At 60.0% G+C, this 26,742-nt stretch carries 27 protein-coding genes and 1 tRNA gene; 16 read left to right on the forward strand and 12 right to left on the reverse strand.

What is annotated here, in order from left to right:
* Positions 1–195: 195 nt before the first annotated feature.
* The 4 genes from rnr to GH656_RS07055 all read left to right on the forward strand — a co-directional run bounded on the left by rnr (position 196) and on the right by GH656_RS07055 (position 5,281).
* The gene (rnr, locus tag GH656_RS07040; protein WP_153075220.1) at positions 196–2,652 is read left to right on the forward strand and encodes a ribonuclease R; all 2,457 of its coding nucleotides are present in this window, start codon (positions 196–198) and stop codon (positions 2,650–2,652) included.
* A 93-nt stretch (positions 2,653–2,745) separates the two neighbouring features.
* Complete coding sequence (gene rlmB / locus GH656_RS07045; RefSeq protein ID WP_153075221.1) at positions 2,746–3,501, forward strand: 23S rRNA (guanosine(2251)-2'-O)-methyltransferase RlmB; 756 nt, start codon at positions 2,746–2,748, stop codon at positions 3,499–3,501.
* Positions 3,502–3,654: 153 nt separating this feature from the next.
* Positions 3,655–4,347, forward strand: coding sequence for a ribose-5-phosphate isomerase RpiA (gene rpiA, locus GH656_RS07050; RefSeq protein WP_153075222.1), 693 nt, complete (start codon positions 3,655–3,657; stop codon positions 4,345–4,347).
* A gap of 250 nt (positions 4,348–4,597) precedes the next feature.
* On the forward strand, positions 4,598–5,281 hold the full coding sequence (locus GH656_RS07055) for a FadR/GntR family transcriptional regulator (protein ID WP_153075223.1): 684 nt from the start codon (positions 4,598–4,600) through the stop codon (positions 5,279–5,281).
* 88 nt (positions 5,282–5,369) lie between these two features.
* Here GH656_RS07055 and GH656_RS07060 read toward each other — a convergent pair whose 3' ends face one another.
* The 7 genes from GH656_RS07060 to GH656_RS07090 form a co-directional block, all read right to left on the reverse strand.
* The gene (locus tag GH656_RS07060) at positions 5,370–6,029 is read right to left on the reverse strand and encodes an amino acid ABC transporter permease (RefSeq protein WP_153075224.1); all 660 of its coding nucleotides are present in this window, start codon (positions 6,027–6,029) and stop codon (positions 5,370–5,372) included.
* Positions 6,030–6,144: 115 nt separating this feature from the next.
* Positions 6,145–6,945: a transporter substrate-binding domain-containing protein gene (locus tag GH656_RS07065; RefSeq protein ID WP_153075225.1), complete on the reverse strand. Its 801-nt coding sequence runs from the start codon at positions 6,943–6,945 to the stop codon at positions 6,145–6,147.
* Between the two features lie 110 nt (positions 6,946–7,055).
* A complete protein-coding gene (locus GH656_RS07070) occupies positions 7,056–8,078 on the reverse strand; it encodes a quinone-dependent dihydroorotate dehydrogenase (RefSeq protein ID WP_153075226.1) in 1,023 nt (340 codons plus the stop codon).
* A gap of 147 nt (positions 8,079–8,225) precedes the next feature.
* Complete coding sequence (locus tag GH656_RS07075) at positions 8,226–8,990, reverse strand: arginyltransferase (RefSeq protein WP_153075227.1); 765 nt, start codon at positions 8,988–8,990, stop codon at positions 8,226–8,228.
* Positions 8,991–9,118: 128 nt separating this feature from the next.
* Entirely contained in the window at positions 9,119–9,865 is a 747-nt protein-coding gene (gene aat, locus GH656_RS07080; protein WP_153075228.1) for a leucyl/phenylalanyl-tRNA--protein transferase, read from the reverse strand.
* 10 nt (positions 9,866–9,875) lie between these two features.
* Positions 9,876–10,421, reverse strand: a complete 546-nt coding sequence (locus tag GH656_RS07085; RefSeq protein ID WP_153075229.1) for an NUDIX hydrolase — start codon at positions 10,419–10,421, stop codon at positions 9,876–9,878.
* Positions 10,422–10,951: 530 nt separating this feature from the next.
* Positions 10,952–11,028 (reverse strand) — tRNA-Met (locus tag GH656_RS07090).
* Between the two features lie 341 nt (positions 11,029–11,369).
* Between GH656_RS07090 and GH656_RS07095 the strand changes: the two genes are divergently transcribed.
* The 3 genes from GH656_RS07095 to GH656_RS07105 all read left to right on the forward strand — a co-directional run bounded on the left by GH656_RS07095 (position 11,370) and on the right by GH656_RS07105 (position 13,451).
* Positions 11,370–11,864 carry a heme-degrading domain-containing protein gene (locus GH656_RS07095; protein ID WP_153075230.1) on the forward strand — a complete coding sequence of 165 codons (495 nt, stop codon included), beginning with the start codon at positions 11,370–11,372 and terminating at the stop codon, positions 11,862–11,864.
* A gap of 10 nt (positions 11,865–11,874) precedes the next feature.
* The gene (locus tag GH656_RS07100; protein WP_153075231.1) at positions 11,875–12,213 is read left to right on the forward strand and encodes a DMT family transporter; all 339 of its coding nucleotides are present in this window, start codon (positions 11,875–11,877) and stop codon (positions 12,211–12,213) included.
* A gap of 80 nt (positions 12,214–12,293) precedes the next feature.
* Entirely contained in the window at positions 12,294–13,451 is a 1,158-nt protein-coding gene (locus GH656_RS07105; RefSeq protein ID WP_246184224.1) for an enoyl-CoA hydratase/isomerase family protein, read from the forward strand.
* A gap of 101 nt (positions 13,452–13,552) precedes the next feature.
* Here GH656_RS07105 and GH656_RS07110 read toward each other — a convergent pair whose 3' ends face one another.
* The gene (locus GH656_RS07110) at positions 13,553–13,981 is read right to left on the reverse strand and encodes a hypothetical protein (RefSeq protein WP_153076592.1); all 429 of its coding nucleotides are present in this window, start codon (positions 13,979–13,981) and stop codon (positions 13,553–13,555) included.
* 220 nt (positions 13,982–14,201) lie between these two features.
* On the opposite strand from GH656_RS07110, the gene GH656_RS07115 reads away from it, so the two are divergent.
* Together GH656_RS07115 and GH656_RS07120 are read left to right on the forward strand one after the other, a co-directional pair.
* Positions 14,202–15,296, forward strand: a complete 1,095-nt coding sequence (locus tag GH656_RS07115; protein ID WP_246184225.1) for a permease — start codon at positions 14,202–14,204, stop codon at positions 15,294–15,296.
* A gap of 311 nt (positions 15,297–15,607) precedes the next feature.
* Positions 15,608–16,030 carry a hypothetical protein gene (locus GH656_RS07120; RefSeq protein WP_153075232.1) on the forward strand — a complete coding sequence of 141 codons (423 nt, stop codon included), beginning with the start codon at positions 15,608–15,610 and terminating at the stop codon, positions 16,028–16,030.
* 78 nt (positions 16,031–16,108) lie between these two features.
* Here the strand turns inward: GH656_RS07120 and GH656_RS07125 are convergent, their stop codons facing one another.
* Positions 16,109–16,918 carry an ABC transporter permease gene (locus GH656_RS07125; protein WP_153076594.1) on the reverse strand — a complete coding sequence of 270 codons (810 nt, stop codon included), beginning with the start codon at positions 16,916–16,918 and terminating at the stop codon, positions 16,109–16,111.
* 135 nt (positions 16,919–17,053) lie between these two features.
* Positions 17,054–17,974, reverse strand: coding sequence for a nodulation factor ABC transporter ATP-binding protein NodI (gene nodI, locus GH656_RS07130; protein ID WP_153075233.1), 921 nt, complete (start codon positions 17,972–17,974; stop codon positions 17,054–17,056).
* Between the two features lie 261 nt (positions 17,975–18,235).
* Between nodI and GH656_RS07135 the strand changes: the two genes are divergently transcribed.
* Entirely contained in the window at positions 18,236–18,724 is a 489-nt protein-coding gene (locus tag GH656_RS07135) for a universal stress protein (protein WP_153075234.1), read from the forward strand.
* 212 nt (positions 18,725–18,936) lie between these two features.
* On the opposite strand, the gene GH656_RS18280 is transcribed toward GH656_RS07135, so the two are convergent.
* Both GH656_RS18280 and lexA read right to left on the reverse strand, forming a co-directional pair.
* On the reverse strand, positions 18,937–19,311 hold the full coding sequence (locus GH656_RS18280; RefSeq protein ID WP_425495875.1) for a hypothetical protein: 375 nt from the start codon (positions 19,309–19,311) through the stop codon (positions 18,937–18,939).
* 167 nt (positions 19,312–19,478) lie between these two features.
* Positions 19,479–20,135: a transcriptional repressor LexA gene (gene lexA, locus GH656_RS07145; RefSeq protein WP_153075235.1), complete on the reverse strand. Its 657-nt coding sequence runs from the start codon at positions 20,133–20,135 to the stop codon at positions 19,479–19,481.
* A 344-nt stretch (positions 20,136–20,479) separates the two neighbouring features.
* Between lexA and GH656_RS07150 the strand changes: the two genes are divergently transcribed.
* The 6 genes from GH656_RS07150 to GH656_RS07175 all read left to right on the forward strand — a co-directional run bounded on the left by GH656_RS07150 (position 20,480) and on the right by GH656_RS07175 (position 26,733).
* Positions 20,480–21,538 (forward strand): sulfate ABC transporter substrate-binding protein, encoded by a 1,059-nt coding sequence (locus GH656_RS07150; RefSeq protein ID WP_153075236.1) that lies wholly within the window; start codon positions 20,480–20,482, stop codon positions 21,536–21,538.
* A 135-nt stretch (positions 21,539–21,673) separates the two neighbouring features.
* Positions 21,674–22,585 carry a sulfate ABC transporter permease subunit CysT gene (gene cysT / locus GH656_RS07155; RefSeq protein ID WP_153075237.1) on the forward strand — a complete coding sequence of 304 codons (912 nt, stop codon included), beginning with the start codon at positions 21,674–21,676 and terminating at the stop codon, positions 22,583–22,585.
* Positions 22,582–23,580: a sulfate ABC transporter permease subunit CysW gene (gene cysW, locus GH656_RS07160; RefSeq protein ID WP_153075238.1), complete on the forward strand. Its 999-nt coding sequence runs from the start codon at positions 22,582–22,584 to the stop codon at positions 23,578–23,580. Before cysT ends, cysW begins: the two co-directional genes overlap by 4 nt.
* A gap of 12 nt (positions 23,581–23,592) precedes the next feature.
* Positions 23,593–24,651: a sulfate/molybdate ABC transporter ATP-binding protein gene (locus GH656_RS07165; RefSeq protein WP_153075239.1), complete on the forward strand. Its 1,059-nt coding sequence runs from the start codon at positions 23,593–23,595 to the stop codon at positions 24,649–24,651.
* Between the two features lie 64 nt (positions 24,652–24,715).
* Positions 24,716–25,642, forward strand: coding sequence for a CysB family HTH-type transcriptional regulator (locus tag GH656_RS07170; protein WP_153075240.1), 927 nt, complete (start codon positions 24,716–24,718; stop codon positions 25,640–25,642).
* Between the two features lie 62 nt (positions 25,643–25,704).
* Positions 25,705–26,733 (forward strand): asparaginase, encoded by a 1,029-nt coding sequence (locus GH656_RS07175; RefSeq protein WP_153075241.1) that lies wholly within the window; start codon positions 25,705–25,707, stop codon positions 26,731–26,733.
* Positions 26,734–26,742 lie beyond the last annotated feature (9 nt).

A 26,742-nucleotide genomic window follows, 5' to 3' on the forward strand; every position in this document is an offset into this window, starting at 1 on the left:
CGTGGGCGGGCCGCGCGGCGCTGGAAGCGGGTGTTAGAATGCCCCGCAGCAGTTCGTTGGCACGATGGCATAAGCCCATCGGATTTCCCTAGTACGAACCAGGCCTGATCTGCCCTTCATGACACCACGTGCGGCAACGCCACGTCACCGCTCCGGTTGACGTCCCACGCAACGAGAAAAATCATCGACAAGCCCTTGACCAAATTTCCGTACCCGATCCCGAGCCGCGAAGAAATCCTCGGCGTGCTGCGCACAACTGAAACGCCGCTGGCGGCTAACGATATCGCTGAAGCCCTGTCGATCAAACGCCAGGAGCGCGACGGGTTCTTCCGCCGTGTGGCCGCGATGGAACGCGATGGCCAGATCCGGCTTGATCCGCGTGGTCATTATCAATTGACTCATCCCTCCAGCTTTGTTGCGGGCCGTGTTCAAGGGCACCGTGACGGTTTTGGTTTTCTGATTCGTGATGACGGTCAGGACGATCTCTTTTTGCCCACCGGCGAAATGCAGAAAGTCATGCATAACGACCGGGTGCTGGCGCGCATCGTAGGGTATGACCGGCGCGGTCGTCCGGAAGGACACATCGTCGAGGTTACCGACCGCGCCAATACGCGCGTGATCGGACGCCTGCTTAACGAGAACGGCGCGCTGATCGTGGTGCCTGAAGACAAACGGATTGGCCACGACATCCTCATTACGCAAAACCCCCGCAAGGCTAAAGCTGGCCAGGTGGTGGTGGTCGAGCTGACCGATTTCCCCAGCCGCCACTCGCAGCCGCTGGGGCGTGTCGCCGAAGTGCTCGGGGATATCGACGACCCCGGCATGGAAATCGAAATCGCCGTGCGCAAGTACGGTGTGCCACATGAGTTCAGCCAGGCCGCGCTAGATGCCGCCGCCCGGCTGCCCGATGAAGTCCGCCCAGTTGATATCCGTCACCGGATTGATCTGCGGGATGTGCCGCTGGTCACGATTGATGGTGAAGATGCCCGCGATTTCGACGATGCAGTGTATTGCGAGCCAATCGCGGTTGGACGCGGCGAAGGTTTCCGCCTGCTCGTGGCGATTGCCGATGTGTCGCACTACGTGGTGCCTGGCAGCGGGCTGGATGTTGATGCGATTGAGCGCAGCACATCGGTATATTTCCCGCGCCGGGTGATCCCGATGTTGCCGGAGAAGCTGTCGAATGGGCTGTGTTCGCTGAATCCAGAGGTTGATCGCTGTGTGCTGGTGTGCGACATGGTGATTAGCGCTCGCGGTGAAATCAAGGCGTACCAGTTCTATCCCGGCGTGATGCACTCGGTGGCGCGGCTGACCTACACCGAGGTCGCCGCGGTGCTGACCAATACGAAGGGCCCTGAAGCGGCGAAGCGTGCCGCGATCCTGCCGCAACTGCAAAATCTGCATGGCGTGTACAAGGCCCTCTTTGCCTCACGTCAAAAGCGCGGCGCGATTGACTTCGATACCACGGAGACCTACATCGTCTGCAATGCGCAGGGCAAGATCGAGCAGATCGTGCCGCGTCATCGCAACGATGCGCACAAGCTGATCGAAGAATGCATGCTGGCCGCGAACGTCTGTGCGGCCGATTTCATGAAGCGCAACAAGCAGCCTGGCCTGTATCGCGTGCATGCGGGGCCTACGGCAGAAAAACTCGAAAACCTGCGCACCTTTCTGCGCGGCCTGGCGCTGACGCTGGGTGGCGGCGAGACGCCGCACGCGAGCGACTACGCCGCACTGATGGCGCAGATCCGCGAGCGGCCAGACGCGCCGATGCTGCAAACCATGTTGCTGCGCTCAATGCAGCAAGCGGTCTACAGCCCGGACAACATCGGTCACTTTGGCCTGGCCTACGAGGCCTACGCACACTTCACCAGCCCGATTCGGCGTTACCCCGATCTGCTGACACATCGCGCGATTTATGCGATTTTGCAAGGCCGCAAATACCAGCCGGAAGCGCCGCAGGGTGTCGAGCTGAATACCGCGCTGTCGCCACGCGCGCGCATGATGCAGCAGGCCGACGATGAAAAACGCAGCCGCAACCGCTCGAATACCGCGATCTGGGAAGAACTGGGCCTGCATTGCTCTGCCAACGAACGGCGGGCCGATGAGGCATCGCGCGATGTCGAAGCCTGGCTCAAGTGCTATTTCATGCGCGACAAGCTGGGTGAGGAATACGGCGGCAAGGTCAGCAGCGTCACCTCGTTTGGCATTTTTGTGCAACTGGATGCGCTATTTATCGAAGGACTGGTGCACGTGACCGAGCTTGGTGCGGACTACTTCCAGTACGACGAAATCAAAAACGAATTGCGTGGCGAGCGCACGGGTATTCGCTATCGTTTGTCGGACCGGGTGCGGGTGCAGGTTGGCCGGGTTGATCTCGACGCGCGCAAGATTGATTTCCGTCTGGTGCGCGATACACCGGTCAAGGCCCCAACGGGGCGCGCTGGTGTGGCAGAGAAAGCCGATGGTTCTGCCGGGGCCCGGGTCAGGCCACTGGCAGACACCTCGCCGGGCAAGGGGCGAAACAAAAAAACCGCTGCCGCAGCACCGGCTGAGGCTAAAGCACGGGAAGCACGGGGCGCGGCCAAAAAGCACGGCGCAGCCAAACCGGCCACCAAGGCTGCGGCCCCGCAAGCACGTAAAAAGCGCTGAACACCACGCCAGCTGCATACGGCTACTCCGTATGCAGCCGGTGCTGCGAGCAGCAGCGCCTCATGAATCGTTTAATCAAAGGTTGTTTTAGTCATGGCACGTTTTAAGGTTCTCTACGGTTTTCATGCGGTTACCGCACGTATCCGGCACGATGCAGCGTCGGTTGAAGATGTCTATTACGACGCTACCCGGCGCGATCGCCGCATGCAGGATTTTTTGCATATGGCCAAAGAAGCGGGCGTGCGCCTGATCGCGGCCGACGAAACCCGCTTGTGGGGCCTGGCGCATACCGAACGCCACCAGGGTGTGGTGGCCCGTGCTGGCGATATGCCGCTGGCACAAAATCTGGCCGAACTGCTCGACGGCATTAGCGGCTCGCCGTTGCTGCTGGTGCTCGATGGCGTGACGGACCCGCATAATCTGGGGGCGTGCCTGCGGGTTGCGGATGCGGCTGGCGCGCATGCGGTGATTGCGCCGCGCGACCGCGCCGTTGGCCTGAATGCGACCGCTGCGAAAGTGGCGAGCGGGGCGGCAGATACGGTGCCCTATATCACCGTGACCAATCTGGCACGCGCACTGCGTGAGCTTAAAGATGCGGGCGTGTGGGTGGTGGGTACAGCGGGCGAGGCCACGGCCAGCCTGTACGACGCGAAGTTCGATGGCCCAGTGGCGCTGGTGATGGGGGCCGAAGGCGAAGGCATGCGCCGCCTGACGCGTGATACCTGTGACGAGGTGATGCATATTCCGATGGCGGGCAGTGTCGAAAGCCTGAACGTCTCGGTAGCGAGCGGCGTGTGCCTGTTTGAGGCGGTGCGGCAGCGAACGGTGAAGGCGAAAGCGCGCGGCTGATGTTCCGCTGGCAGCTTTGATCTGGCAGCACCGGCTTGGACGAAATGGCGCAATCAATTGATTGCGCCATTTTTTATGGTGCAGCGTGAGACGCATTCCGTCAGACGTGCGCTGGGCTCCGGTAGACTGGCGGCTTTTCCTGCTGGCTTTTTTATGACTCAAGACGAACTCAAGCAACTGGTGGGCCAAGCGGCGGCCGATTATGTCAACGCCAACGTGGCACAAGGCGAAGTGATCGGCGTGGGCACGGGCTCAACCGCGAACTGTTTTATTGATGCGCTGGCTGCCACGAAGCAGCGCTACCGCGGTGCGGTGTCCAGCTCGCTGGCGACCACGGCGCGTTTGCAAGCTCATGGTTTCAACGTGTTGGACCTGAACGAGATCGAAACCTTGCCAGTGTATGTCGATGGTGCCGATGAAATTGATTATCGCGGCGCGATGATCAAGGGCGGTGGCGGGGCGCTGACACGCGAAAAAATTGTCGCATCGGTGGCCACGGTGTTTGTCTGCATCGCTGATATTTCCAAGCGTGTCGAGGTGCTAGGCCAGTTTCCGCTGCCGCTTGAAGTCGTGCCGATGGCACGCACGGCCATTGGGCGTCAGGTGCTGGCGCTGGGCGGGGTGCCGGTCGTGCGGGTGAAGCCGGATGGCAGTCCGTTTCTGACGGATAACGGCAATGAAATCATCGATGTCAAAGGCCTGCGCATTTATGACCCGCGTGCGCTGGAAGCACAAATCAATGCGTGGCCCGGTGTTGTGACGGTTGGTTTGTTTGCCCAGCGCGGCGCAAACCTGTGTCTGCTGGGCAGCGATACCGGTGTTAAGCGAGTGGATTACGCTGGATGATGTCGCACTGACCCCATTCATCAAACGCCAAAACGGCGGGCCTCACGGTAGCGTGAGCCCGCCGTTTTGGTTTTTTACCCCGTGCACCGGAGATTGCTGAAGCTAACCCTCCCAGGTAGTTTCCTGGCTAGCGCAGCGTGTTTGAAGCCAGTTAACCTATTAATTTTCGCGTTAAAAGGCTGTTTATAACTAGGCGGCAGGCAGCAGGTCATATTGGCAAACCAATGTCGCATCAACTGAGGGGGATGTGATGGAACAGCACAACAAGGATCGCTCGCGGGTCAGTACCGTGATGGAAGGTCTGGTCAGGGGAATTGTCGAAGGACATTACGGCGACGTACTGCCGCCGCAAGATGTTCTGTCCAGAGCGTTTGGCGTGAGCCGGACCGTCATGCGCGAGGCGCTGACGATGCTTCTGGTACGCGGCATGCTTGATGTCCGGCCTAAAACCGGCACACGTATCCGGCCAGTGGATGAATGGCGCATGATCGACGGCGAGGTGGTGAGCTGGCGCTTCCGGATGAAACCCGATGTCCGGCTTGAGCGCGATGTGACCGAGCTGCGCCGCTTAATTGAGCCGGGCGCAGCGGCGCTGGCGGCGCAGCGGGCAACGGCCGCTGAGATTGCCGGCATCCGCGCTGCATGCGAAGCACTGGGCGAAACATCGCCCGCTCACGAAGCGCACGCTCGGGCTCACGCGCTATTTCATAGCCGGATTGTCGCGGCCAGTGGCAACCAGTTATTCAGGCAGATGGCCGAGATCATTTACGCCGCGCTTACGGTCACTCCTTTCGTCGTCTCCGCTGAGGCAGCAAGTGCCCTTGAAGCGGAGTGGGCCGAGCAAACGCAGACGCAGCGGCGCGTGGCCGATGCGATTGAGCGGCATGAGCCCGAGGAAGCCCAGGCGGCTGTCTTGGCGCTGATCGGCGGCTAGCCTGCTGGCTGGCAGGTTGATTGACTGATTGGCGCTTGGGCTTGAGTTGGGAGCCCGCTTCAGTTGGAGCGCTATAGCGTTAGCGGTTTTAATGCCGCGACGGCAGCGCGAGGCGGCGTTCGTACCAGCGTTGAACCCATTCGAGTATCTGGCACAGCACCCAGTACACGGCTGCCGCGGCGAGATAGAGCGGCAGCGGCTGGTAGGTTGCGGCGATCACTTCCTGAGCACTGCGCAGCAGTTCGGTGACAGTAATCACTGAAACCAGCGAAGTGTCCTTAACCAGGCTAATCAGGCTGTTCGACAGACTTGGCACGGCGATGCGCAGTGCCTGGGGTGCAATCACGTAGCGCAGCGTCTGACTTCGTGACAAACCGAGGCTATACGCCGCCAGCCACTGGCCGTCATGAATGCCGAGAATCGCGCCGCGCATGCTTTCGGCCAGATACGCCGCGACGTTGGCCGAGAGTGCGATGACTCCAGCTGGGGTGGGTTCTAGTGAAATACCGAGGCTGGGCAAGCCGTAATAAATCACGAAGATCTGCACCAGCAGTGGCGTGCCGCGCATCAGGCTCACGTAGATTCGCGCCAGCCAGTTCAGGCTGCGCATGGGGCTGATGCTCATCAGCGCGAGTGCCGCGCCAGCGAGCAGGCCGAAAAACATCGATAGTACCGCGAACTTGACGCTCAGCAATGCGCCCTGGATAAGCAGCGGGAACGACTGGAGCAGCAGAGAAGTGATGGGCATGGGGCGACACGGCAACAAACAGCGCACGCTGCGAAGCGCACATCATAACGGGGCATGAAAAATAAAGGGCGGCATCGTTGCTACGAGGCCGCCCTTGAGAAGAATGAGGCTTGCTTTACTGAGGCGTTGGTTTGGTCACGTCGATGCCAAACCATTTCATGGAAATTTTGCTAAAGGTGCCATCTTGTTCGAGCTCGGCCATGGCGGCATCGAGTGCCTTGGCGAACTTCGGATTGCCCTTCTTGAACGGTAGCGCTGACGGAATGCCTGGACCAATCAGCGCTCCGGTCCGCAGCGGCATTGGCGAAGTTTTGAGTATGTAAGCCAGCATCAGGCGGTCGGCGAGCGCCGCGTCCAGACGGCCCGCTGCCAGGTCGCGCAGATATTCAGGCGTGCCGGGATAGGTTTTCACGTCAATGCCAGGCACTGACTTGGCCATATCCATGTAATTGGTGCCGAGCCCGACGCCGAGCTTTTTGCCCTTTAGCGCCTCAAGCGAGGTGAGCGCGCGCGTGTCGTCCTTGCGTTGCACCAGTTGCGCGGCGGAATAGGTATAAGGCGGTGAGAAATCGAACGACTGTTTGCGGACCTCGTTGATACCAACCTGATTCGCAATCGTGTCGAACTTTCCTGCCTGCAGGCCAGCGATGATGCCGCTCCATTCGGTCGTGATAAAGACGGGCTTGACGCCGAGCCTGGCGGCGATGGCCTTGGCCATATCGACTTCGAAGCCAACCAGTTCGCCAGAAGGCGCTTTCGAATTGAACGGTGGATAGGTTCCTTCGAGACCCACACGCAATGTGCCGCGTTGCTTGACCTGGTCGAGCAGGTCTTCGGCGTGGGCACCGGTGGCGGCGATGAAAGCCACACCAAGCAGTGCGGTGGTCAGCAGTTTTTTCAATAAATGAAATGTCATGGTGTTCCTTTTTTAGGCTGGTCCAGGAAGCTAAAGCATGCGAATCATAAAGAAAAAGCTATTGAGATATAAATACTCCTCGATTATTTCTATATGCCACCGGGCACAGGTTAAGCGAGTGCCCGCACGCATTGCTCGACTAGTGCGGGTCCCTGATAAATAAAGCCGGTATACAACTGCACTAGCGACGCGCCTGCCGCGATTTTGGCGTGGGCATCGGCACCACTGAAAATACCCCCGACGCCGATGATCGGCACCGCACTGCCGACTTCGGCGTGCAGCTTGCGAATGACTTCAGTCGACGCATCACGCACCGGCATGCCCGACAGGCCACCTGCTTCGTTGGCATGCGGCAGGCCCTCGACAGCGCTGCGAGACAGTGTGGTGTTGGTGGCGATGACGCCTTCGAACTGATGCCGCAGCAGGATCGAGGCAATCGACTTGATCTGTTCGTCATCGAGATCCGGGGCGATTTTCAGCGCCAGTGGCACGAGCTTGCCGTGCAGGTCGGTGAGCCGTTGCTGTTTGTCCTTGAGCGCGCCGAGCAACGCATCGAGTTCATCTGTGCCTTGCAACTGGCGCAGGTTTTTCGTGTTGGGCGAAGAGATATTCACCGTGACATAGCTGGCGAACGGGTACACCCGTTCGAGGCAGTACAGATAATCTTCAGCCGCGCGTTCCAGCGGCGTATCGGCATTTTTGCCAATGTTTAGCCCGAGGATGCCGGAGTACCGCGCGGCCTGGACGTTTTTGACAAACTGGTCCACGCCCGCATTGTTAAAGCCCATCCGGTTGATGAGCGCATTCGCCTCAGGCAGGCGAAACATGCGCGGCCGTGGGTTGCCTGGCTGGGCCCGTGGTGTAACGGTGCCGACTTCGATAAAGCCAAAGCCAAGCGCGGCGAGCCCGTCGATGCACGCGCCATCTTTATCGAGCCCGGCCGCAAGGCCCACCGGATTGCGAAACGTCAAGCCCATCACGGTGCGAGGCGCATCGGGCACACGCGCGCAAAGCGCCCGTGCCAACCCGGTGCGGCCCGCCGCGCCAAGCAGACGCAGTGTCAGGTGATGGGCCTCTTCCGCATCCATGCGAAAAAGTTGACGGCGGACCAACGGGTAGAGGGAGCTGAACACGGAATAAAGCCGAAAGGCTAGTAATGAGGACGCCGCATTCTACCGGCATTAATGGGATTAACGGGGCTGATGGACTGACGGGGGGCGCGCGGCGGTGTCAGCGCCGCGGTGATGGCGGTGACATGAGCCATCGCTGCTGGTGATGCGCTACCGGCTGGCGGAGGATGCCAGGTCGAGCGGGCCCCAGACGCCTTCGATCAAGCCTTCGAGCGGCCGAAAATTCGCCTTGTAGGCCATCTTGGCGCTGTCACGAATCCAGTAACCCAGATAGACATACGGCAGATTCAGGCTGCGCGCCAGGGCGATTTGCCAGAGGATGTTGTACGTGCCGAAACTGGTATGCGGCACGTTTGGCTCAAAGAACGTGTAGACCGACGAGAGGCCATCTCCAAGGATGTCGATCATGCTGACCATCCGCAGCAGGCCCGGTTCATCAGGTTGATCTGCGCATGGTTCGCGGAACTCGACTAAACGGGAATTGATCCGGCTTTGCAGCAGAAACTGTTCGTACTGTTCACGACTGTCCCGGTCCATGCCGCCACCTGCATGCCGTGCTGACTGATAGCGCATGTACAGCATGTAATGCACTTCGTCATACAGCAACGGCGAGACGGTGGCCACCAGATTGCTGTGTTTCCAGACACGGCCTTGCGTGCGGTTTGGGCTGAACTGTGCGACTGGCACGCGGACCGGCACACAGGCTCGGCAACCATCGCAATACGGCCGGTAGGTAAACACACCGGAGCGCCGGAAGCCCGATTTGACGAGACCGGCGTAGACCTCGGTATTGATGAGATGGCTTGGGGTGGCGACTTGCGAGCGAGCGATGCGCCCTTCCAGATAGCTGCACGGATAGGGGGCCGTTGCATAAAACTGCAACGTGGACAGCGGCAGCTCGTTTAGATGAGTCACGTTGGCAGCGCTTGAAGCGTCTCTTTCGATTCACGCAACACCGGCCGGAGGACGATGGGCTGGAGGTTACGTGAGGGTTCTTGTGCAGGTTCTTGAGTGTTCAGCCGGGCTGGATGCTGGTGTTAGTTCTAGCTTTGACTCGCCTGGCTGGCCAAAAAATCTAGCAGGATGGTCTGGTCGAAGCGCCAGGGAATCGGTTCCGCCTCTACTGAGGCCTGCACATGTTCGATGAAGGTGGTGCGGGTGATTTCATGGGCACCTAATGAGGCCAGGTGGGCCGTATTTTGCTGGCAGTCTATCACCTCCACTTTGTGCTGGCGCAAGTGTCCAACCAATGCGGCGAGGGCGATTTTCGAAGCATCGGTCATGGCCGCGAACATGGATTCGCCAAAGAACATCCGGCCTAGCGACACGCCATACAGACCGCCGACGGGCACGCCGTTGTACCAGGTTTCGACGCTATGCGCATAGCCTGCGCGATGCAACGCGGAATAAGCATCAATGACCGCCGTGGTGATCCATGTGCCATCCTGGCCTTGACGTGGAGCTTGGGCGCAGGCGCGCATTACGGCAGCGAAATCGTGGTCAACGCGGATTTCCCATGCTGGGTCGCGCGCCACGCGGCGCAGTGTTTTGCGCAGCGAGGGCGATACTTTGAATGCGCTGGGGCGCAGGATCATGCGCGGGTCCGGGCTCCACCAGAGCACCGGCTGGCCATCTGAATACCACGGAAAAATGCCGTGCCGATAAGCGTCGAGCAGCCGCGCGGGCAAGAGCTCGGTGCTGGCGGCAAGCAGGCCAGGTGCACCGCTTGAGGCACCCAGCGCGCGCTTGACTGGCGGAAAGGGATCGTTGGGGCGGAGCCAGGTAATCATCTGGGCGAACTCAGCCTTCGCGCAACGTGCGGAAAATATCTCCCGTGTGCAACGCGTAGTGGCCTGCCGCGCGGTCGCTGAAGAAATGGCGCAGCGTCTGGCTCACGGTGGGAAAGGCGAGTTCGTCCCAAGGCAGATTGTGTTCATTGAAGAAGCCGGTTTCGAGGCTTTCTTCACCCGCTGCAACGTCGTTATCGAGCAGGCGCGCGAGATAGAACAGATGCACCTGATGCACGTGCGGCACGTTGAGCAGCGAGAACAGGGACTGGATTTCGACCCGCGCCCCGGCTTCCTCAAGCGTTTCGCGGGCTGCGGCTTGCGCAGTGGTTTCTCCCATTTCCATGAAACCCGCAGGCAGCGTCCAGTAGCCAAGGCGTGGTTCGATGGCGCGACGGCAGAGCAGCACCGTGTCTTGCCAAACTGGGATCGTGCCGACCACATTGCGTGGATTTTGGTAATGCACCGTGTTGCAATGGGTGCAGACAAAGCGCTCGCGGTTGTCGCCCGGCGGAATGCTCAGGCGAACCGCGTGGCCGCAGGCGGGGCAGAAGTTCATGGGGAGGCGATGAGGGGGCGGGTGAAAAGCGATGCCGGGGAGTTTAGCATCGGGATTGGCTCTCTGAGGCTGGGTGAGGGAAATGGAATACCCTGGCGGGTTGGTGGGGTGTGAATAGGGCGGGGGTGGCGCTGGCTGCTGCTGGTGGTTGAGAGGGTGGTTTTTTGTTGCGGTGAGTAGCAGGGCGCAGAGAGTAACGCTTCGAGATGACGCAGCTATAAGGTGCAGGAGTGAAGGGCGTGCGCAGGAATGCACAAGATTTTCCGCGCTTGCCGAGTTTGGTGCGGCGGCTGATGCTATGACCGGCGTTTACGGGAAGAGCGGTGAGGTTTGTTCTGGAGCACCAGCGAGGCTGTGCTGAAAGCCAGAAAAACAAAAAGCCCGCATTAGCGGGCTTTGGTTTGCGACGAACTCACTGGATTTCGAAGGGTTTTGCGTTTTGCTTAACTGGGTAAGCCAAAATAAACCAGAATCCAAAAAATACTGGCTTGGGCAAAAACACCTGAATCGAGTAAAGCGCTATTGAGCTTTGGTTGCGGGGGTAGGATTTGAACCTACGACCTTCGGGTTATGAGCCCGACGAGCTGCCAGACTGCTCCACCCCGCGTCCGTCGAAGAGCGAAGTATAGGACATCACGCCCACCATCGCAATGTCTTTTTAAGGAATGCTGCCGTGGCGTGAGATAAAGCCGCTTGGAATAGCTTGGAAGCCGTTTGGGACGGCTGCGCGGGCAAGCAGCATGGCCTAAGTGGCGCAGCACGCGGGCCGCATGCCAACGCTCGTGCAACTGGCCCGCTGGCACCAAAAGCGTCGCGTTAGAATCGAGCTCTTCGCTGCCTTAACTACACCTCCATAACACCTTCCACGCCCAGCCTCATCACGTCGCGCCTCAAACGACGCTGTCTATGAGGACGGTCTTTTCATCGCGGGTTTTTTGCTGAGTTTCTATGGATATCGTTCAGGATTTGCAGTCAATTCACGTTCAGGAACAAGCGCTGGTGCTGCCTCATTTCGATGCCAGCGTCGCCTGGCGGCTCGGGACGCTGTTACGCGAGCTCGCCGTGGCACGGGGTCATGCAATCGTGATCGACATTCGCACGTTCGGTTTGCCCTTGTTTTTTTGCGCGCTAGATGCGGTGCCCGATAACGTTGACTGGGCGCGCCGCAAGGGCAATGTCGTGGCGCATTTTCGCCGTAGCTCGTATGCGGTGGGCCTGCGCTTGCAGCAGGCTGGCACCACGCTGGCCAGCAAGCATGGCCTGAGCTCCAACGAATACGCGGCGCATGGCGGTGCCTTGCCATTGACGGTGGCAGGCGCTGGGGTGATTGGCTCGGCGACGGTTTCTGGGCTGCCGCAGCGGGCCGATCATGAATTCGTGGTTGAAGGGCTGTGTACCCATCTCGGCCTGGATTACGCTCAGCTCGCGCTGGCCAACGTCTAGGCGCTGAGCGATGAACCTGCCGCCTTATCTATTGCTGGCTTGCGCCATCGTGGCCGAAGTGATTGCCACCTCTGCGTTACGTGCCTCTGACGGTTTTTCACGGCTGTTACCGACGCTGGTTGTCACCGTGGGTTATGGCATTTCGTTTTACTGCCTGTCGCTGACGCTCAAAAGCCTTCCGGTCGGCATCGTCTATGCGATCTGGTCGGGGGTAGGCATTGTGCTGATTACGCTGGTTGCGGCCGTGCTGTATCGCCAGATCCCCGACTTGCCTGCGCTGATTGGGCTCGGGCTGATTATTGCGGGCGTGGTCGTGCTGAACCTGTATTCCACGATGAAAGCGCATTGAACGAATACTGAAACTGAAGTCAGTCAGCGCCAGACCACCACCCTGGCTGGTACGTTTTCTCTCTTTTTCACGGCTGAAACATGTCTGTTACTGAACATACGGTTCACGCGGGAATGGGCGGCGAAGTCTCGGTTTATGTGGCGAACCGGATTGGTTTTATCGAGCTGAATCGTCCCGGCGCGCTGAATGCGCTCACACCCGCGATGATTCGCACGATGCATGCGGCGCTTGAGCAGTGGCGCAGTGATCCTGAGGTGCTGGCGCTAGTGGTGCGCAGCCAGCACGCCCGGGCATTTTGCGCCGGGGGCGATATTCGTTTGATGTACGAGGCGCATCAGCGTGGCGACGTGGATGCGATCGAGCAGTTTTTCATCGCCGAATATCGTTTGAATCATGCGATTTTTACCTATCCCAAGCCGTATCTGGCGCTGATGCAGGGTGTCGTGATGGGCGGCGGCATGGGGATTGCGCTGGGCGCGGCGCAGACGGGTGGTGTGCGCGTGGTGACGTCCTCGACTCGTATGGCGATGCCGGAGACGCGTATCGGTCTTTTCCCTGACGTTGGCGCGAGCTGGTTTCTGGCACGCACCCCGGGTGCGATTGGCCGGTATCTGGCGGTGACAGGCGAGACCATTGATGGTGCAAGCGCAATAACTGCCGGGCTGGCAGATCTCTGGCTTGATGATGCTGGTCTGCCTGGATTGCTTGAGGGCCTGACACGTGAACCGTTCGAGCGGGCTCAGGATGTGGTGCGGTATGTGCGGCGTGTGGCTGGCACGGCAGCGGCTGCTGCGGGTTCAGCCGCTGCAACAGCGTCACTGGCCGTGATTCGGCCGGCTCTGGAGCATCATTTCGGTCAGCCGGATGTCGCGCAGATTTTCACGTCGCTCGCCGCGCCCGGTGAACCTGCCTGGGCCGCTTGGGCCGAATGGGCGCAGCAAACGGCCGCCGCGATGCGTGAACGCTCGCCGTTGTCGATGGCGGTGTCGCTTGAGGCGGTGACACGCGCCCGGAGCAGTTCCATGGCGCAGTGCCTGCGGCGTGATCTTGATTTGACCCGTTCGACGTTCGCTCAAGGGGACGTGATCGAAGGCATCCGGGCGCGGATTATCGACAAGGATCAGCGGCCGCACTGGCGTTTCGCCAGCATCGAGGCGGTGCCGCAGCAGGTGGTGGCGCAGATGTTCGAGAGCCCGTGGCTGGCCGCCGATCATCCGCTGCGTGATTTATCTGACTGAACCGGCTGAACCGGCTGAACCGGCCGAACCGGTTGAACTGGTTGAACTGTCGCGGGACGGTGAATAGCCGGGCTGCTTCAGCCGTTGCAGCCGTTTCAGTTTCAGTCCTCATCGTGCTCAACGGCGGTGAAGGCGCGCATGAAAACCAGCATGCCCCAGCCCCACATCGCGTTGGCGGCGAAGCCGACGAACAGCTTGGGGAGCATATTGCCACTGGGCCAGATGCCGCGTAATGGATCGATGATGAACACGCTGGCGGCGGTGAGCACCACACCGCCGAATACAAATGCGGGTATCCAGGGGGCGGGCCGTTCGGGTGCAATGCGTAACAGCCATGTCATGGGAATGGCCCATAACGCACTCCAGATGGCATTGGCAATAAAGGTGGGTAATTCGAATGGCGCGAAAGGCTCGGTTGAAAATCCACCTGGATCAATCAGCCTGGCGGTATGTAAAAGCGCAAGCGTGGCATCGTGAAAAAACAGTGCGGCGAGGAAGCCAGACACGAGTGGCAGGATGATTTTTTGCATATCGGATAGTGCGAAAGGCATGCGCTGCACCATGCTGCTGTTCTGCTGGTGCAATGCGCCAGATAAGGGGGAGAAAGCGTGCGCCATTATATCGGTGTGGCAAATGCATTTCGCCTCGGCTGAATGGATTAAGCGAATTAATTTAAATTTCAAAAGTGAAAAATCGTTCACAATTTGCGGCTTCGGCGTAGTGTCCGTTCCGCTTTGACGAGAGTTTTTCATGAATGCCATCCGGCAATCCTTTGTTATTCGCAACTGGATGATTTTTTTATTGCTGGCCGTGTGCGGGCTTTTTTATGTGAAATGGTTTCCGTATTACCAGCGGGCATTGAATGCGGCCGCGACGCACTCGATTGGCCAGTCGATTTTGCTGGGGGCGGAGGCGCGCTCACCTGAGCCATCGCTGGCTGCCGCGCTTGATTATGCGTGGCGCTATGGCCGGGCGATCTGGCAAGCGATGGTGCTGGGCTTGCTGCTCGGCTCGGCGGTGCAGGTGTTGCTGCCTGCCCGCTGGATTGTGCGGGTGCTCGGTCACACGGGTTTTGGCAGTGTGGCGGCGGGCGGCTTGCTGGCCATTCCCGGCATGATGTGCACGTGCTGCGCTGCCCCCGTTGTGGCTGGCTTGCGCGAGCAAAAAGCGTCGCCTGGCGGCGCGCTCGCATTTTGGCTCGGTAACACGATGCTGAATCCGGCGACGCTGGTTTTTATGGCTTTCGTGCTGGGCTGGCACTGGGCGGTGCTGCGGCTGGTGCTGGGTGCGTTGATGGTGTTTGGGCTTGGTGCGCTGGCGAACCGGCTGAGCCGTTTGTCCAGACCAGCTGTGCTGGACGGCGCATTGGCCGCACCTTTGGCCGCACCTCTGGCCGGACAGATAGCCCAGATCGAGGCGCATGCCGCTGGTCTGGCTGGCCATGTGTTTGTCCGCTGGATGGGCCTCTGCGCGCGGATGACATGGCGTCTGGTGCCGGAGTATCTCGTGCTGATTTTGTTGCTTGGCGCATCCCGCGCCTGGCTTTTTCCGCATTTCGGCCCAGAGGTCACTAACCACTTGGGCTGGATTCTCGGTCTGGCGGTGGCGGGCATGCTGTTTGTGATTCCGACTGCGGGCGAGGTGCCGATTGTTCAGGCGATGCTTTCGCTTGGAATGAGCGTAGGGCCTGCCGCTGCGTTGCTGCTGACCTTGCCGCCCGTTAGCGTGCCCTCGCTGGTGATGCTTGCACGCTCGTTTGCGCCGGGTCTTTTGCTGCTGGTGGCAAGTGCGGTGGTGGGCTTTGGGCTGATCGCGGCGGGGCTGGCAATCGTGCTGGGATTTTAAGTGGTGCAGCCAGAGACGAGGCGTGAAGCCGTCACGGTCCTGGCGTCTGCATTTGTTTGTAGTTGCCTGGATCTATTTCTATTAGCAGGAAGCAGGAAGCAGGAAGCAGGAAGCAGGAAGCAGGAAGCAGGAAGGCACGGTCACGGAAATCACGCTGCGATTTATATGGCGGCACGGCAGGGGCGGGGTGGATGAGCGCTGGGGCAATGACACACACCAGTGGTACGATTCCGCCCTCAGACTGACACAGGCTGGCGTGCCCTGAAGACGGCGGGCCGCTCACCATCGAACGATTGAACTCGGGATATCGAATGGCGCAACAAAAAACCAATCCGAAGCTGGAACAGGCGCTCACGCGTGGCGATCTGGCGATCCGTCAGGCGAACTCAGCACGGGCGACGGCTTTGCTCCGCGCGCTGGGCAAAATGATTACGGAAGCCTCCGCGACAATTGGCGTCGACGCGTTCACGCTGGTGCCTGATGGCGACCGCATTTACGATCCGGCAGATGGCCTGTGGCCGCAAAAGCTGCTGATCTCGCTCGATGGCCCGGTGGAAGAATCTGATCCAGATGAAGTCCGCACGATCCGCTTGCTGGCGACGGATCCGGGTACGGTGTTCCGGGTGGAATGGCAGCGTGCCGACGGGAAAATTGGCCGCCAGGAAGGCGGCCCGTTTGCGACAGTGGCGTTTATTTCGGATGTGGATATTCCGTGGACTGATGACGAAGACTGAACGCCGTGTTGTGTTCATCATCAGCGCAGCACTTGCAGCACTTCAGTACCCAACGCTAAACGCCGCCTTGCGCGGCGTTTAGCGCATCATGCGGCGTCTAAACAGCACAGCTGCAATACAAAACGCAACGATTGCATAGGCGGCGAGCACGGCGAGATGCAGCGCTGCGTGTTCGAGCGGCCGGCCAAGCATGGCAGGCCGGATGAGCGCGATGGCGTGAGTCAGAGGGAAAAACTGCATGATCTGTTGCAACGCCGCTGGCAACTGGGCGGCTGGGAAAAACACCCCCGAGAGCAGCAGCATCGGTGTGAGCACCAGCGTTTGATAAAACATGAAGAAATCGTAAGAACGCGCGAGTGCGGTCACGATCATCGCCACGCTGGCAAATGCCAGCCCGGTCAAGATGATGACTGGCAGCGTCAGCAGCATGGACGGGAAGCTCGCGTAGCCGAGCACGCCAGCCACCAGCATAATCGCCGCCCCTGACAGCCCCGCTTTGCTGGCAGCCCAGACGACTTCGCCCAGCACGATGTCACCGAGCGTGAGCGGCGTATGCATGATCGCCTCCCAGGTGCGTTGCACGTGCATGCGTGAAAACCCCGAATACATCGACTCGAAACTGGCCGATGTCATGACGCTTGAGGCGACCGTGCCTGCTGCGAGAAAGGCGATATACGACACGCCGTCTACCTGGCCAACCATTAGCCCGAGCCCCAGCCCTAGCCCGAATAGATAGATCATCGGGTCCGCCAGGTGGCCGAACATCGACGCGATAGCCAGCTTGCGCCACACCAGATAATTGCGCCGCCAGACGGAGATCCATCGGGTCGGACTGACCGGTAGCGCTGCAAGAATCTGATTAAACGAAGGGTTTTTGCTGGGAGCCATTTCGGAAGAGGTGTTCATCGTGCGGGTGGTCCGTGGGTTGACGCCAGAAGGGCTGGCTGGCGGTGTCGCGGGTGGGATCAGGAGTCAGGAATCAGGTTTTGATTCTGCGCTTTGATCCCAGGTGTTAGTCCTGCACTAGTCCTGCATTTCACGGCCGGTGAGGCGCAGGAAAACGTCTTCCAGATTGGCCGGACGATGCAGATAGCGTAAGTCGGTTCGTTGCGCGAGGCGGCTCTGGATTGGCTGGGCATCCTTCACGTAGCAAAACAGTGTTTCGCCGCTGACTTCGGTGCGCTCCGCCAATGGTGCGAGTTCGGCGCGCAACGTAACCGGATCAGGGCCATAGATTTCGATCACATCACAGCCGATTTCAGATGCGATGAGCTCGTTCGGTGCGCCTTCAGCAATTTTTTTGCCTTCTTCAATCACGCACAGGCGATGGCATAGCCGTTCGGCTTCTTCCATGAAATGGGTGGTTAGCAAGATGGTTTTGCCGCGTGTCAGCAATGAGCGTAGCCGCTCCCAGATCAAGTGGCGCGCTTGTGGATCAAGCCCGGTGGTGGGCTCGTCCAGGATCAGGACGTCGGGGTCATTCACCAGGGCCCGCGCGAGCGTGAGCCGCCGCTTCATGCCCCCTGAAAGCTCACCGACACGTGCATCGGCCTTGCTTTCAAGCCGGGCAAATTCGAGCAGGGTGGGCACAAGTGCCTGCATGGCACTCGTGCCAATGTCAAAGTAGCGGCCAAAAACCACGAGGTTTTCCCGTACGGTGAAATCAGGATCGAGATTGTCAAATTGAGGCACAACGCCAACCCGGATGCGGGCAAAGCGGGCGCGCTCCGGAATGGGCTCGCCGCACAGACGAATGGTTCCGGCATCCGGCGCGGTAAGCCCGAGCAGCATCTTGAGCGTCGTGGTCTTGCCCGCCCCGTTAGGGCCCAGCAGGCCAAAACATTCTCCTGGCCGGACATGGAACGACAGGTTGTTCACGACGGCTTTTTCGCCGAAATGCTTGTGGACCTGCTGGAAATCAATCGAGGCATTAGACATAGACATGGCGTGGTGCGGTTTTCCGGCAAATGGGGCTGGTGAGCGGCGGTCTATTCTAGGCTATCGGCCAGACGGCGCATTGGCTGAATTGCGCTAGATCCTGTCCGGGCTAGGCTGGGTTCAAACTTGGCCCAGGTTCGCGTCAGACCAGGCCGCCGCGACGGGTCCAGGGGCCTGACTCAGTCAGTGTTTTCATGGCTTGCACATGACATGGGGCTCCACCATGATGGCGACGAGGTCCGCGATGGGCGTGGATGGGAGGAAAGCATGACAAGTTATAAAAAAATATTGCTGTGTTACGACGGCACACGCGAAGGTCGCAAGGCGCTGCGTTGTGGCGCTGATCTGGTGCTGGACTTGAAAGCACAAGCGCATCTGCTGTCAGTGGTCGATATGCGCTCAAGCATCGCGCAAAGCGCCGGAATGCTGACCGATGTGGTCTGCAACAGCTTTGAAAAAAGCGCGAGGGAGATCCTCCAGGAAGGTGTTGACTGGCTGAGTGAACGTGGCGTGAAGGTGCAAGGGCATTTCGCTTTTGGTCATCCGGTCGATGAAATTGCTCGCCTGGCCAATGAACTGGAGGTCGATCTGGTGGTGGTCGGACATCGTTGCCGAACAGGGCTGGCGCGCTGGTGGATGGGAGCGGGCAATACACCGTTACTTGACCGTGTGTCGTGCAGCATTCTGGTCGCGTGTGCGTCAAAGGCCGAACTGGACGCAACCCAGGAGCCGGTAGAGGAACAAGTCGCGGGTTGAGTGCTAGTTGGGAGGATTCAGGCGTGGCGTGAAAACAGCCACACCTGAATGGCCCTCGAATATCGGATGCAGATCAACCATCAGAGAGGCGAAGTACAGGGAAGTACAGGGAAGTACAGGGAAGTACAGGTTTCAGCCGCAGCCCGCATTGCCGGACTGCTTTGCATTGGATGTTGTTTATTTCGCGGTGATATCGCGCCAGATTGACTTGATTACTTGAGCGCTGCCGCATGTTGCATGGCCACCCGTTCTTCTTCGATGCAATGGTCGATCATCCGGCAGACGGCATCGAATGTGCCCACCATGATGAGTCTCGATGCGCTGTGATACACCCGGACCGGCGCGCGTTTGGCCGCTTCCTGGTTGATTCCGGTATTGAGCGACACCCTCATGAACGCGGGAGCCGTTGATTGCAGCGGCCGTGCGTCAGCCGGTAATGCTGGTTCGAGCCGCGGCAGCCGGGCAGTGGCTTCATGGGTCAGCTTGGGTGGCAGACATGGCACTAGCTTGCGCAATGCATGCAGATGACTAAAGAGACCAGGGCGGCGGCCAGAACGGAGGCCAGGACGATGGCCAGGACGATTCAAGCGAGCAAAGCGACGGAACCGGTCAAATCGTTCGGCAGCCAGTGAACGAGACTGTGAAAGAAGCGGCGAAAAAACCAGCGAAAAAGGCCGTGAACGAAACAGCGACTCAGACAGCGCACGAGGCAACAAGCGGGCAAGACGTTCCATGAGGGTCTCCAGAGCGGCGGTCAGAATTCTGTGGGCCGGATTAGCCCGACGGCGATGCCTTCGAGCGCAAATTCCGCGCTATCAGCCTGAACAAAAATATTGTCGTAATCGGGGTTCTCAGCGATCAGCTCGATGCCATTGGGCCGGCGCTTGAGACGTTTGACTGTGACGTCGTCGCCGAGCCGCGCGACGATGATCTGGCCGTCTTTGGCCTCACTCTTTTTTTGTACCGCCAGCAAGTCGCCATCCAGAATGCCGGCGTCACGCATCGACAGTCCGCGCACTTTCAGCAGGTAATCAGGCTGGCTGGAAAAGAGCGCTGGGTCGCATGCGTAGTGTTGCGAGATGTGTTCCTGTGCAAGAAGCGGGCTGCCCGCCGCGACCCGGCCGATAAGCGGCAGTGAGAGCTGCATCAGGCTGGCATGGGGCAGCGTGAACTGGTGTGGCGTGTCGTGCGGGTTGGGACCTTGCAGCAGCCGGATGCCGCGCGAGGCACCAGCGGCCAGTTCGATCACGCCCTTGCGCGCCAGCGCCCGGAGGTGTTCTTCAGCCGAATTGGCTGAGCTGAAACCCAGTTCAGCTGCGATTTCGGCCCGTGTGGGAGGGAAACCTGTGCGCTCGATAGCCCGGCGAACGAGTTCAAAGACCTGCTGCTGACGTGCGGTGAGTTTGATCATAGAAGTACTGTATGGATAGACAGGTGGCTGTATTTTTATACAGTATTCGGCGCAATTCAAGCTTTACTTTAAGTTCGTGTGCGGCAACGCAAGGTCCAACCGTCCAATAGCCCGCTGGGCATGGCCTGAGCACTATCTGCGCCGCATCCGGGCCGGTTCCAGACTGGCACGGATGCCAGAACCCGTCACCCACTCCCGCCCCCATAACCACTTTTGCGTATTAAAGAATGAAAAAACATTCTTTTTAATTATGAGATTGCATGGATAGACTGGCCTGGCGTCGAAACCGTGCGGTTCCCGGCGCTCCCCAATACGGCATACGACATACGACTCGGAGAACCACGATGGTCTATCGAAACACAGGCTTGGCAGGCAGGCTGCGCCAGCTTTTTGGGGCGCTGACGCTAGGCGTGATGGCAACCGTGGCCACGACTGCGAGCGTCGTGCTCAGCGCGCCAGCGAACGCGGCTGATACGACTTTTCTGAATGTTTCTTACGACCCGACCCGCGAGCTGTACCAGGATTTCAACCAGGCGTTTGGCAAGGTCTGGAAGGCCAAAACCGGCGAATCCATTACTTTCAAGCAATCGCATGGTGGCTCGGGGGCGCAGGCGCGTTCGGTGCTCGATGGCCTTCAGGCCGACGTCGTGACGCTGGCGCTGGCCTATGACATCGACGCGCTCGCCAGCAAGGGCCTGCTCGATAAAAACTGGCAAAAGCGTTTGCCAGACAACGCCTCGCCCTATACCTCGACCATCGTGTTCCTGGTGCGCAAGGGCAATCCCAAACATATCCGTGACTGGGACGATCTGGTGAAGCCAGGGGTGTCGATCGTCACACCGAATCCGAAAACCTCAGGCGGTGCGCGCTGGAACTATCTCGCGGCATGGGCTTATGCCGAGCACCAGCCTGGTGGCAATGCACAAAAAGCCAAAGCATTCGTGACCCAGCTCTACAAAAACGCAGGCGTGCTCGATTCAGGCGCACGCGGGGCCACGACCAGCTTTGTGCAGCGTGATATTGGCGATGTGCTGATCGCATGGGAAAACGAGGCTTTCCTCTCGTTGAAAGAATTCGGCCCGGACAAGTTTGAAATTGTTGTGCCGTCGGTCAGCATCCTGGCCGAACCACCTGTCGCGGTGGTCGACAAAGTGGTCGACAAGCGCGGCACACGCAAGCTCGCAGAGGCTTATCTGAACTTCCTCTATAGCGATGAAGGCCAGCAGATCGCGGCGCGCAATTTCTACCGCCCACGATCGGCCTCGGTGCCCACAGCCCTTACCGCGAAGTTTTCAAAGCTGAAGCTGTACACGGTGGATGATTCGTTCGGAGGCTGGACCCAGGCGCAAAAAACGCATTTCGCTGACGGTGGCGTGTTTGATTCGATTTATCAACCTCAATAAGCAACCTCAATAAGCAACCTCAATAAGCAACCTCAATAAGCGGGACTAAGCCGCCGCCAGACGCGTCCCTCGGGACGCGTTTTTCGGTTGTACTCAATCAGGAACGGGCGCCTTCCAGTTCATCACGGGCAACGCATGACAACGCTGACTTTTCGCAGACCCGGCGCATTGCCGGGTTTTGGCCTGACTCTCGGTATCACGGTGGCTTATCTGAGCCTTATCGTGCTCATTCCGCTGGCCGCCACTTTTCTGAAAACCGCGACGCTCGATTGGCCGCAGTTTGTCCGCGCGGTGACGTCGCCCCGGGTGCTGGCGTCGTACCGCCTGACTTTTTTCGCCGCGCTTGGGGGAGCGCTCATCAACGCGGTGTTTGGCTTTCTCGTCGCGTGGGTGCTGGTGCGCTATCGCTTCCCGCTGCACCGTCTGGTTGATGCGATTGTCGATTTACCGTTCGCGCTGCCGACGTCGGTCGCGGGGATTTCGCTGGCGGCGGTGTATGCCAGCAATGGCTGGATTGGACAGTTTCTGGTCCCGCTGGGCGTGAAAGTTGCGTTTACTCCGTTAGGCGTGCTGGTCGCGCTGACTTTTATCGGTTTGCCGTTTGTCGTGCGCACCGTGCAGCCCGTGCTGGAAGAATTCGAGCGCGAGCAGGAAGAGGCCGCCGCGTGCCTTGGCGCGTCACGCTGGCTGACGTTTCGCCGGATCGTGCTGCCCGCGGTCTTTCCCGCGCTGCTGACGGGTTTCGCGCTGGCGTTTGCCCGGGCGCTAGGGGAGTACGGCTCGGTGATTTTCATCGCGGGCAACGTGCCGATGAAATCTGAAATCACCTCGCTGCTCATCATCACCAAGCTGGAGCAGTACGACTACGCCGGGGCGACGGCGCTCGCGGTGGTGATGCTGAGCGTGTCGTTCGTGATGCTGCTGCTCATCAATACGTTGCAGTGGTATTTGCAGCGCAGAACCGGCAGAACCGGCCGCAGCACCGCTGCACCAGCGGTGTCTGCGGGTGCTGCGGGTGTAGCGAGCAAGACAGGAGATGCGTCATGAGCCGCGCCATGATTGCACCAGTTGCGCCTGCCGCCGGGCGCGGGCCTCATTCCAATCCCGTGACAGAGCCCGCATTAGTGCGCTGGGTGCTGACTGGCGTGGCGTTGGTATTTCTCGGACTGTTTCTCGTCGTGCCGCTGGTGGCCGTGTTTTATCAGGCGCTGAGCAAGGGTTTGGGGTTTTATTTCACGGCTCTGGCTGATCCGGATGCGATCTCTGCCATCAAGCTCACGCTGCTGGTGGCGGCGATCGCCGTGCCGCTGAACCTCGTGTTTGGTCTCGCGGCATCGTGGTGTATCGCCAGATTCGAGTTTCGCGGCAAGGCGCTGCTGACGACGCTGATCGACTTGCCGTTTTCGGTTTCACCTGTGATTTCCGGGCTGATCTATGTGCTGATGTTTGGTGCCCAGGGATGGTTTGGCCCGTGGCTGCAAGCGCATGACGTGCAGATTATTTTCGCGGTGCCAGGCATCGTGCTGGCGACGATTTTCGTCACGTTCCCGTTTGTCGCGCGCGAGCTGATTCCGTTGATGCAGGCCCAAGGCAACGACGAGGAAGAAGCCGCCCATGTGCTGGGCGCTTCCGGCTGGCAGATTTTTCGCCGGGTGACCTTGCCCAACATCAAATGGGGATTGCTGTATGGCGTGATTCTCTGCAATGCGCGGGCGATGGGGGAGTTTGGCGCGGTGTCGGTGGTGTCAGGCCGCATTCGCGGGCAGACCGACACGATGCCGCTGCACGTCGAAATTCTCTATAACGAGTACAACTTTTCCGCCGCGTTCGCGGTGGCCTCAGTGCTGGCGTTGCTGGCGCTCGTCACGCTCGGTTTGAAGCTGCTGGCGGAGCGTCATCTGTCAACTGGGCGGGAGCCGGGCCAATCGGGTCAATCGGGTCAACCCGGTCACCTTGTCCCCGCCTATGCGGGCCAGCCTGGGGTGTCGCTGGGGGCGTCCAAGGGGGCACCCACGGCCACGTCCCAGCATCCGGTTCAGTAAGGAGTCAGAGCAATGGGTATCACCGTTCGTAACTTGCACAAGCGCTTTGGCGATTTCGTCGCGCTTGATAACGTCTCGCTCGATTTCCCTGCGGGCGAACTGGTCGCGCTGCTCGGGCCATCCGGCTGTGGCAAGACCACCTTGCTGCGCGTGATCGCGGGGCTGGATTACGCCGATGCGGGCCAGGTGGTGCTGCAAGGCCAGGATGTCGCGGCTGTGGGCGCGCGCGAGCGCGAAGTGGGCTTTGTGTTTCAGCACTACGCGCTGTTTCGCCATATGACCGTGTTTGAAAACGTGGCTTTCGGGCTGCGCGTCAAGCCGCGCCGGGAGCGCCCGAGTGAAGCGGTGATCCGCGAGAAGGTGCACGAGCTGCTCAAGCTGGTGCAACTAGACTGGCTCGCGCAGCGCTATCCCTCTGAGCTTTCTGGCGGCCAGCGCCAGCGCATCGCGCTGGCGCGCGCGCTGGCGGTAGAGCCCAAAGTGCTGCTGCTCGACGAACCTTTTGGTGCGCTTGATGCGAAGGTGCGCAAGGAGTTGCGTAGCTGGTTGCGGCGCTTGCATGACGATCTGCATATTTCGACGTTGTTTGTCACGCACGACCAGGAAGAGGCGCTCGAAGTGGCTGACCGCATCGTCGTGATGAATCATGGCCACGTCGAACAGGTGGGCAGCCCGCAGGCGGTGTATGACCATCCCCGCACTTCGTTCGTCTACGAGTTCCTCGGGGCGGCGAACCGGCTGCAAGGTCATGTTGATCGTCATGGCTTCGTGGTCGCTGGGGCGGCGAGGCCAATTGCGGTAGAGGCCAGCTTTGCCGGCCCTGCCTGGGCCTATGTCCGGCCGCACGATCTGGTGCTGTATCCGCAAAGTGCGGGGCAGCGTGATGGCATCCTGGTGGGCGTGCGGCGGGTCGTGACGCTGGGCGGTTTGGTCAGGGTTGAGCTTGCGGGGCAGGAGGGGAGCGTGCTCGAAGCGGAACTCGACCGCGAGACCTGGCGCGCTTTGCAGCTCGCGCCAGGTGATGGGGTGACAGCCGTGCCACGTGCGCTGCAGGTGTTTCCGGCGAGCTAAGCCCTAAGACCCGCCATGCGCGCTCGCGCTGTTTTTTTCCTATGACTTCAACCGGAAGCCGGCCATGAATTTCCAGCAGTTGCGTTTTGTGCGCGAGGCTGTGCGCCAGAACATGAACCTTACCGAGGCGGCCAATGTGCTCTTTACGTCGCAATCGGGCGTCTCGAAACAGATCAAGGATCTCGAAGATGAGCTTGGGGTCGATATTTTCATTCGCCGGGGCAAGCGGCTGACCGGGCTTACGGAGCCGGGCAAGGCGGTGCACCAGATCATCGAGCGGATGCTGCTGGATGCGGAAAACCTGCGGCGCGTGGCGCGCCAGTACGCCGATCAGGACAACGGCCACCTGGTGGTGGCGACCACCCACACCCAGGCACGTTATGCGTTGCCCAAGGTGATTCACCAGTTCACCGAGGTGTTTCCGAAAGTTCATCTGGCGCTGCGCCAGGGCAGCCCGCAGCAGATAGCGCAGATGATCATCAACGGCGAGGCCGATATCGGAATCTCGACGGAGGCGCTCGACCGTTATCCCGACATCATCACGTTCCCGTGCTACTCATGGCGTCATGTGGTGGTGGTGCCGCAAAACCATCCGCTGGTGGGGCGGCCGGACCTGACGCTCGACGAGATCGCCGACTATCCGGTGATTACCTACGACCAGGATTTCACGGGGCGCTCGCATATCGACCAGGCGTTCGCTAAAGCGGGTGCGGTACCCGACGTGGTGCTGACTGCGATTGACGCCGATGTAATCAAGACCTACGTCGAACTGGGCATGGGCGTGGGCATTGTGGCTGCGATGGCCCATGACCCGAAACGCGACACCGGGCTGGTCGCGCTGGACACACAGCATTTGTTTGAAGCCAGCACGACGCGCATCGGCTTGCGCAAGGGCGCATTTTTGCGAGCCTACGCGTACCGTCTGATCGAAATGTTCGCGCCGCATCTCGACCAGGCGGCGATTGCCAGCCAGTTGCGTGAAACCGCCTGAACACATGGCTGACGCGCCATTTAACCCATCTCATTAACAGGGCTTCGCTTACAATCGCGGCCATGAATACCTTGACCTCTTTTTCTGCAGTGGCCGCGCCGGAACGGGCACGGATTGTTGTTCTGGCCACCGGCGGCACGATTGCCGGTTCGGCTGCCACTCCCACTGAGACCTCGGCTTACCAGGCTGGCGCGCTGGGCATTGATACGTTGCTGACGGCGGTTCCCGCGCTGGACGAGGTGGCCCGGATCGAAGCGCAACAAGTGGCCAGTCTGGATAGCAAGGACATGTCGCCCGCGTTCTGGACGATTCTTGCGCAACGCGTGAATGAGTTGCTGGCCGACGACGCGATAGATGGCGTGGTGATTACACATGGCACCGACACGCTCGAAGAAACCGCTTATCTGCTGCATCTGACGGTTAAAAGCCGCAAGCCGGTGGTGCTGACTGCGGCGATGCGGCCGGCCTCGGCGCTATCGGCCGATGGCCCGCTGAATCTGCTTAACGCGGTGACGCTGGCCGCGAACCCGGCAGCCGTTGGACAAGGCGTGCTGGTCGCGCTGAATAACCAGATTCATAGCGCCCGCGAGGCGGCGAAAACCAGCACCTATGCGGTCGATGCGTTTCAGTCGCCTGAGTTCGGCATCCTGGGCTGGGTGCAGGACGGCCGGGTCGAGTTTGGCCGCAGTGTCGTGCGAGCGCACACCACGGCTACGGAGTTCGTGATTGGCGCGGCCTGGCCGCATGTCGAAATCGTGACGAGTTATGCCGGGGTTTCACGTGCGCTGGTTGACGGGCTGGTCGCGGCGGGCGTGCGTGGAATCGTCGTGGCGGGCACCGGCAACGGCTCGATTCATGCGTCGCTGCAACAGGCGCTGGTGGATGCGCTGAAGCAGGGCGTGGCGGTAGTGCGCTCGTCGCGGGTTGGCTCAGGGCACGTGATGCGCAACGGCGCAGCGCTAGACGATGCATTGGGCTTTGTTAGCGCCGGGAGCTTGAATCCGTACAAGGCGCGGGTGCTGTTGATGCTGGCGCTGGCGGCAGGTGGAACGGGCCCGGTGATGTTGCAGCGGGTGTTTGACCAGTATTGATGACTGATT

Source organism: Paraburkholderia bonniea, assembly GCF_009455625.1.
GTDB classification, from domain to species: Bacteria; Pseudomonadota; Gammaproteobacteria; order Burkholderiales; family Burkholderiaceae; genus Paraburkholderia; species Paraburkholderia bonniea.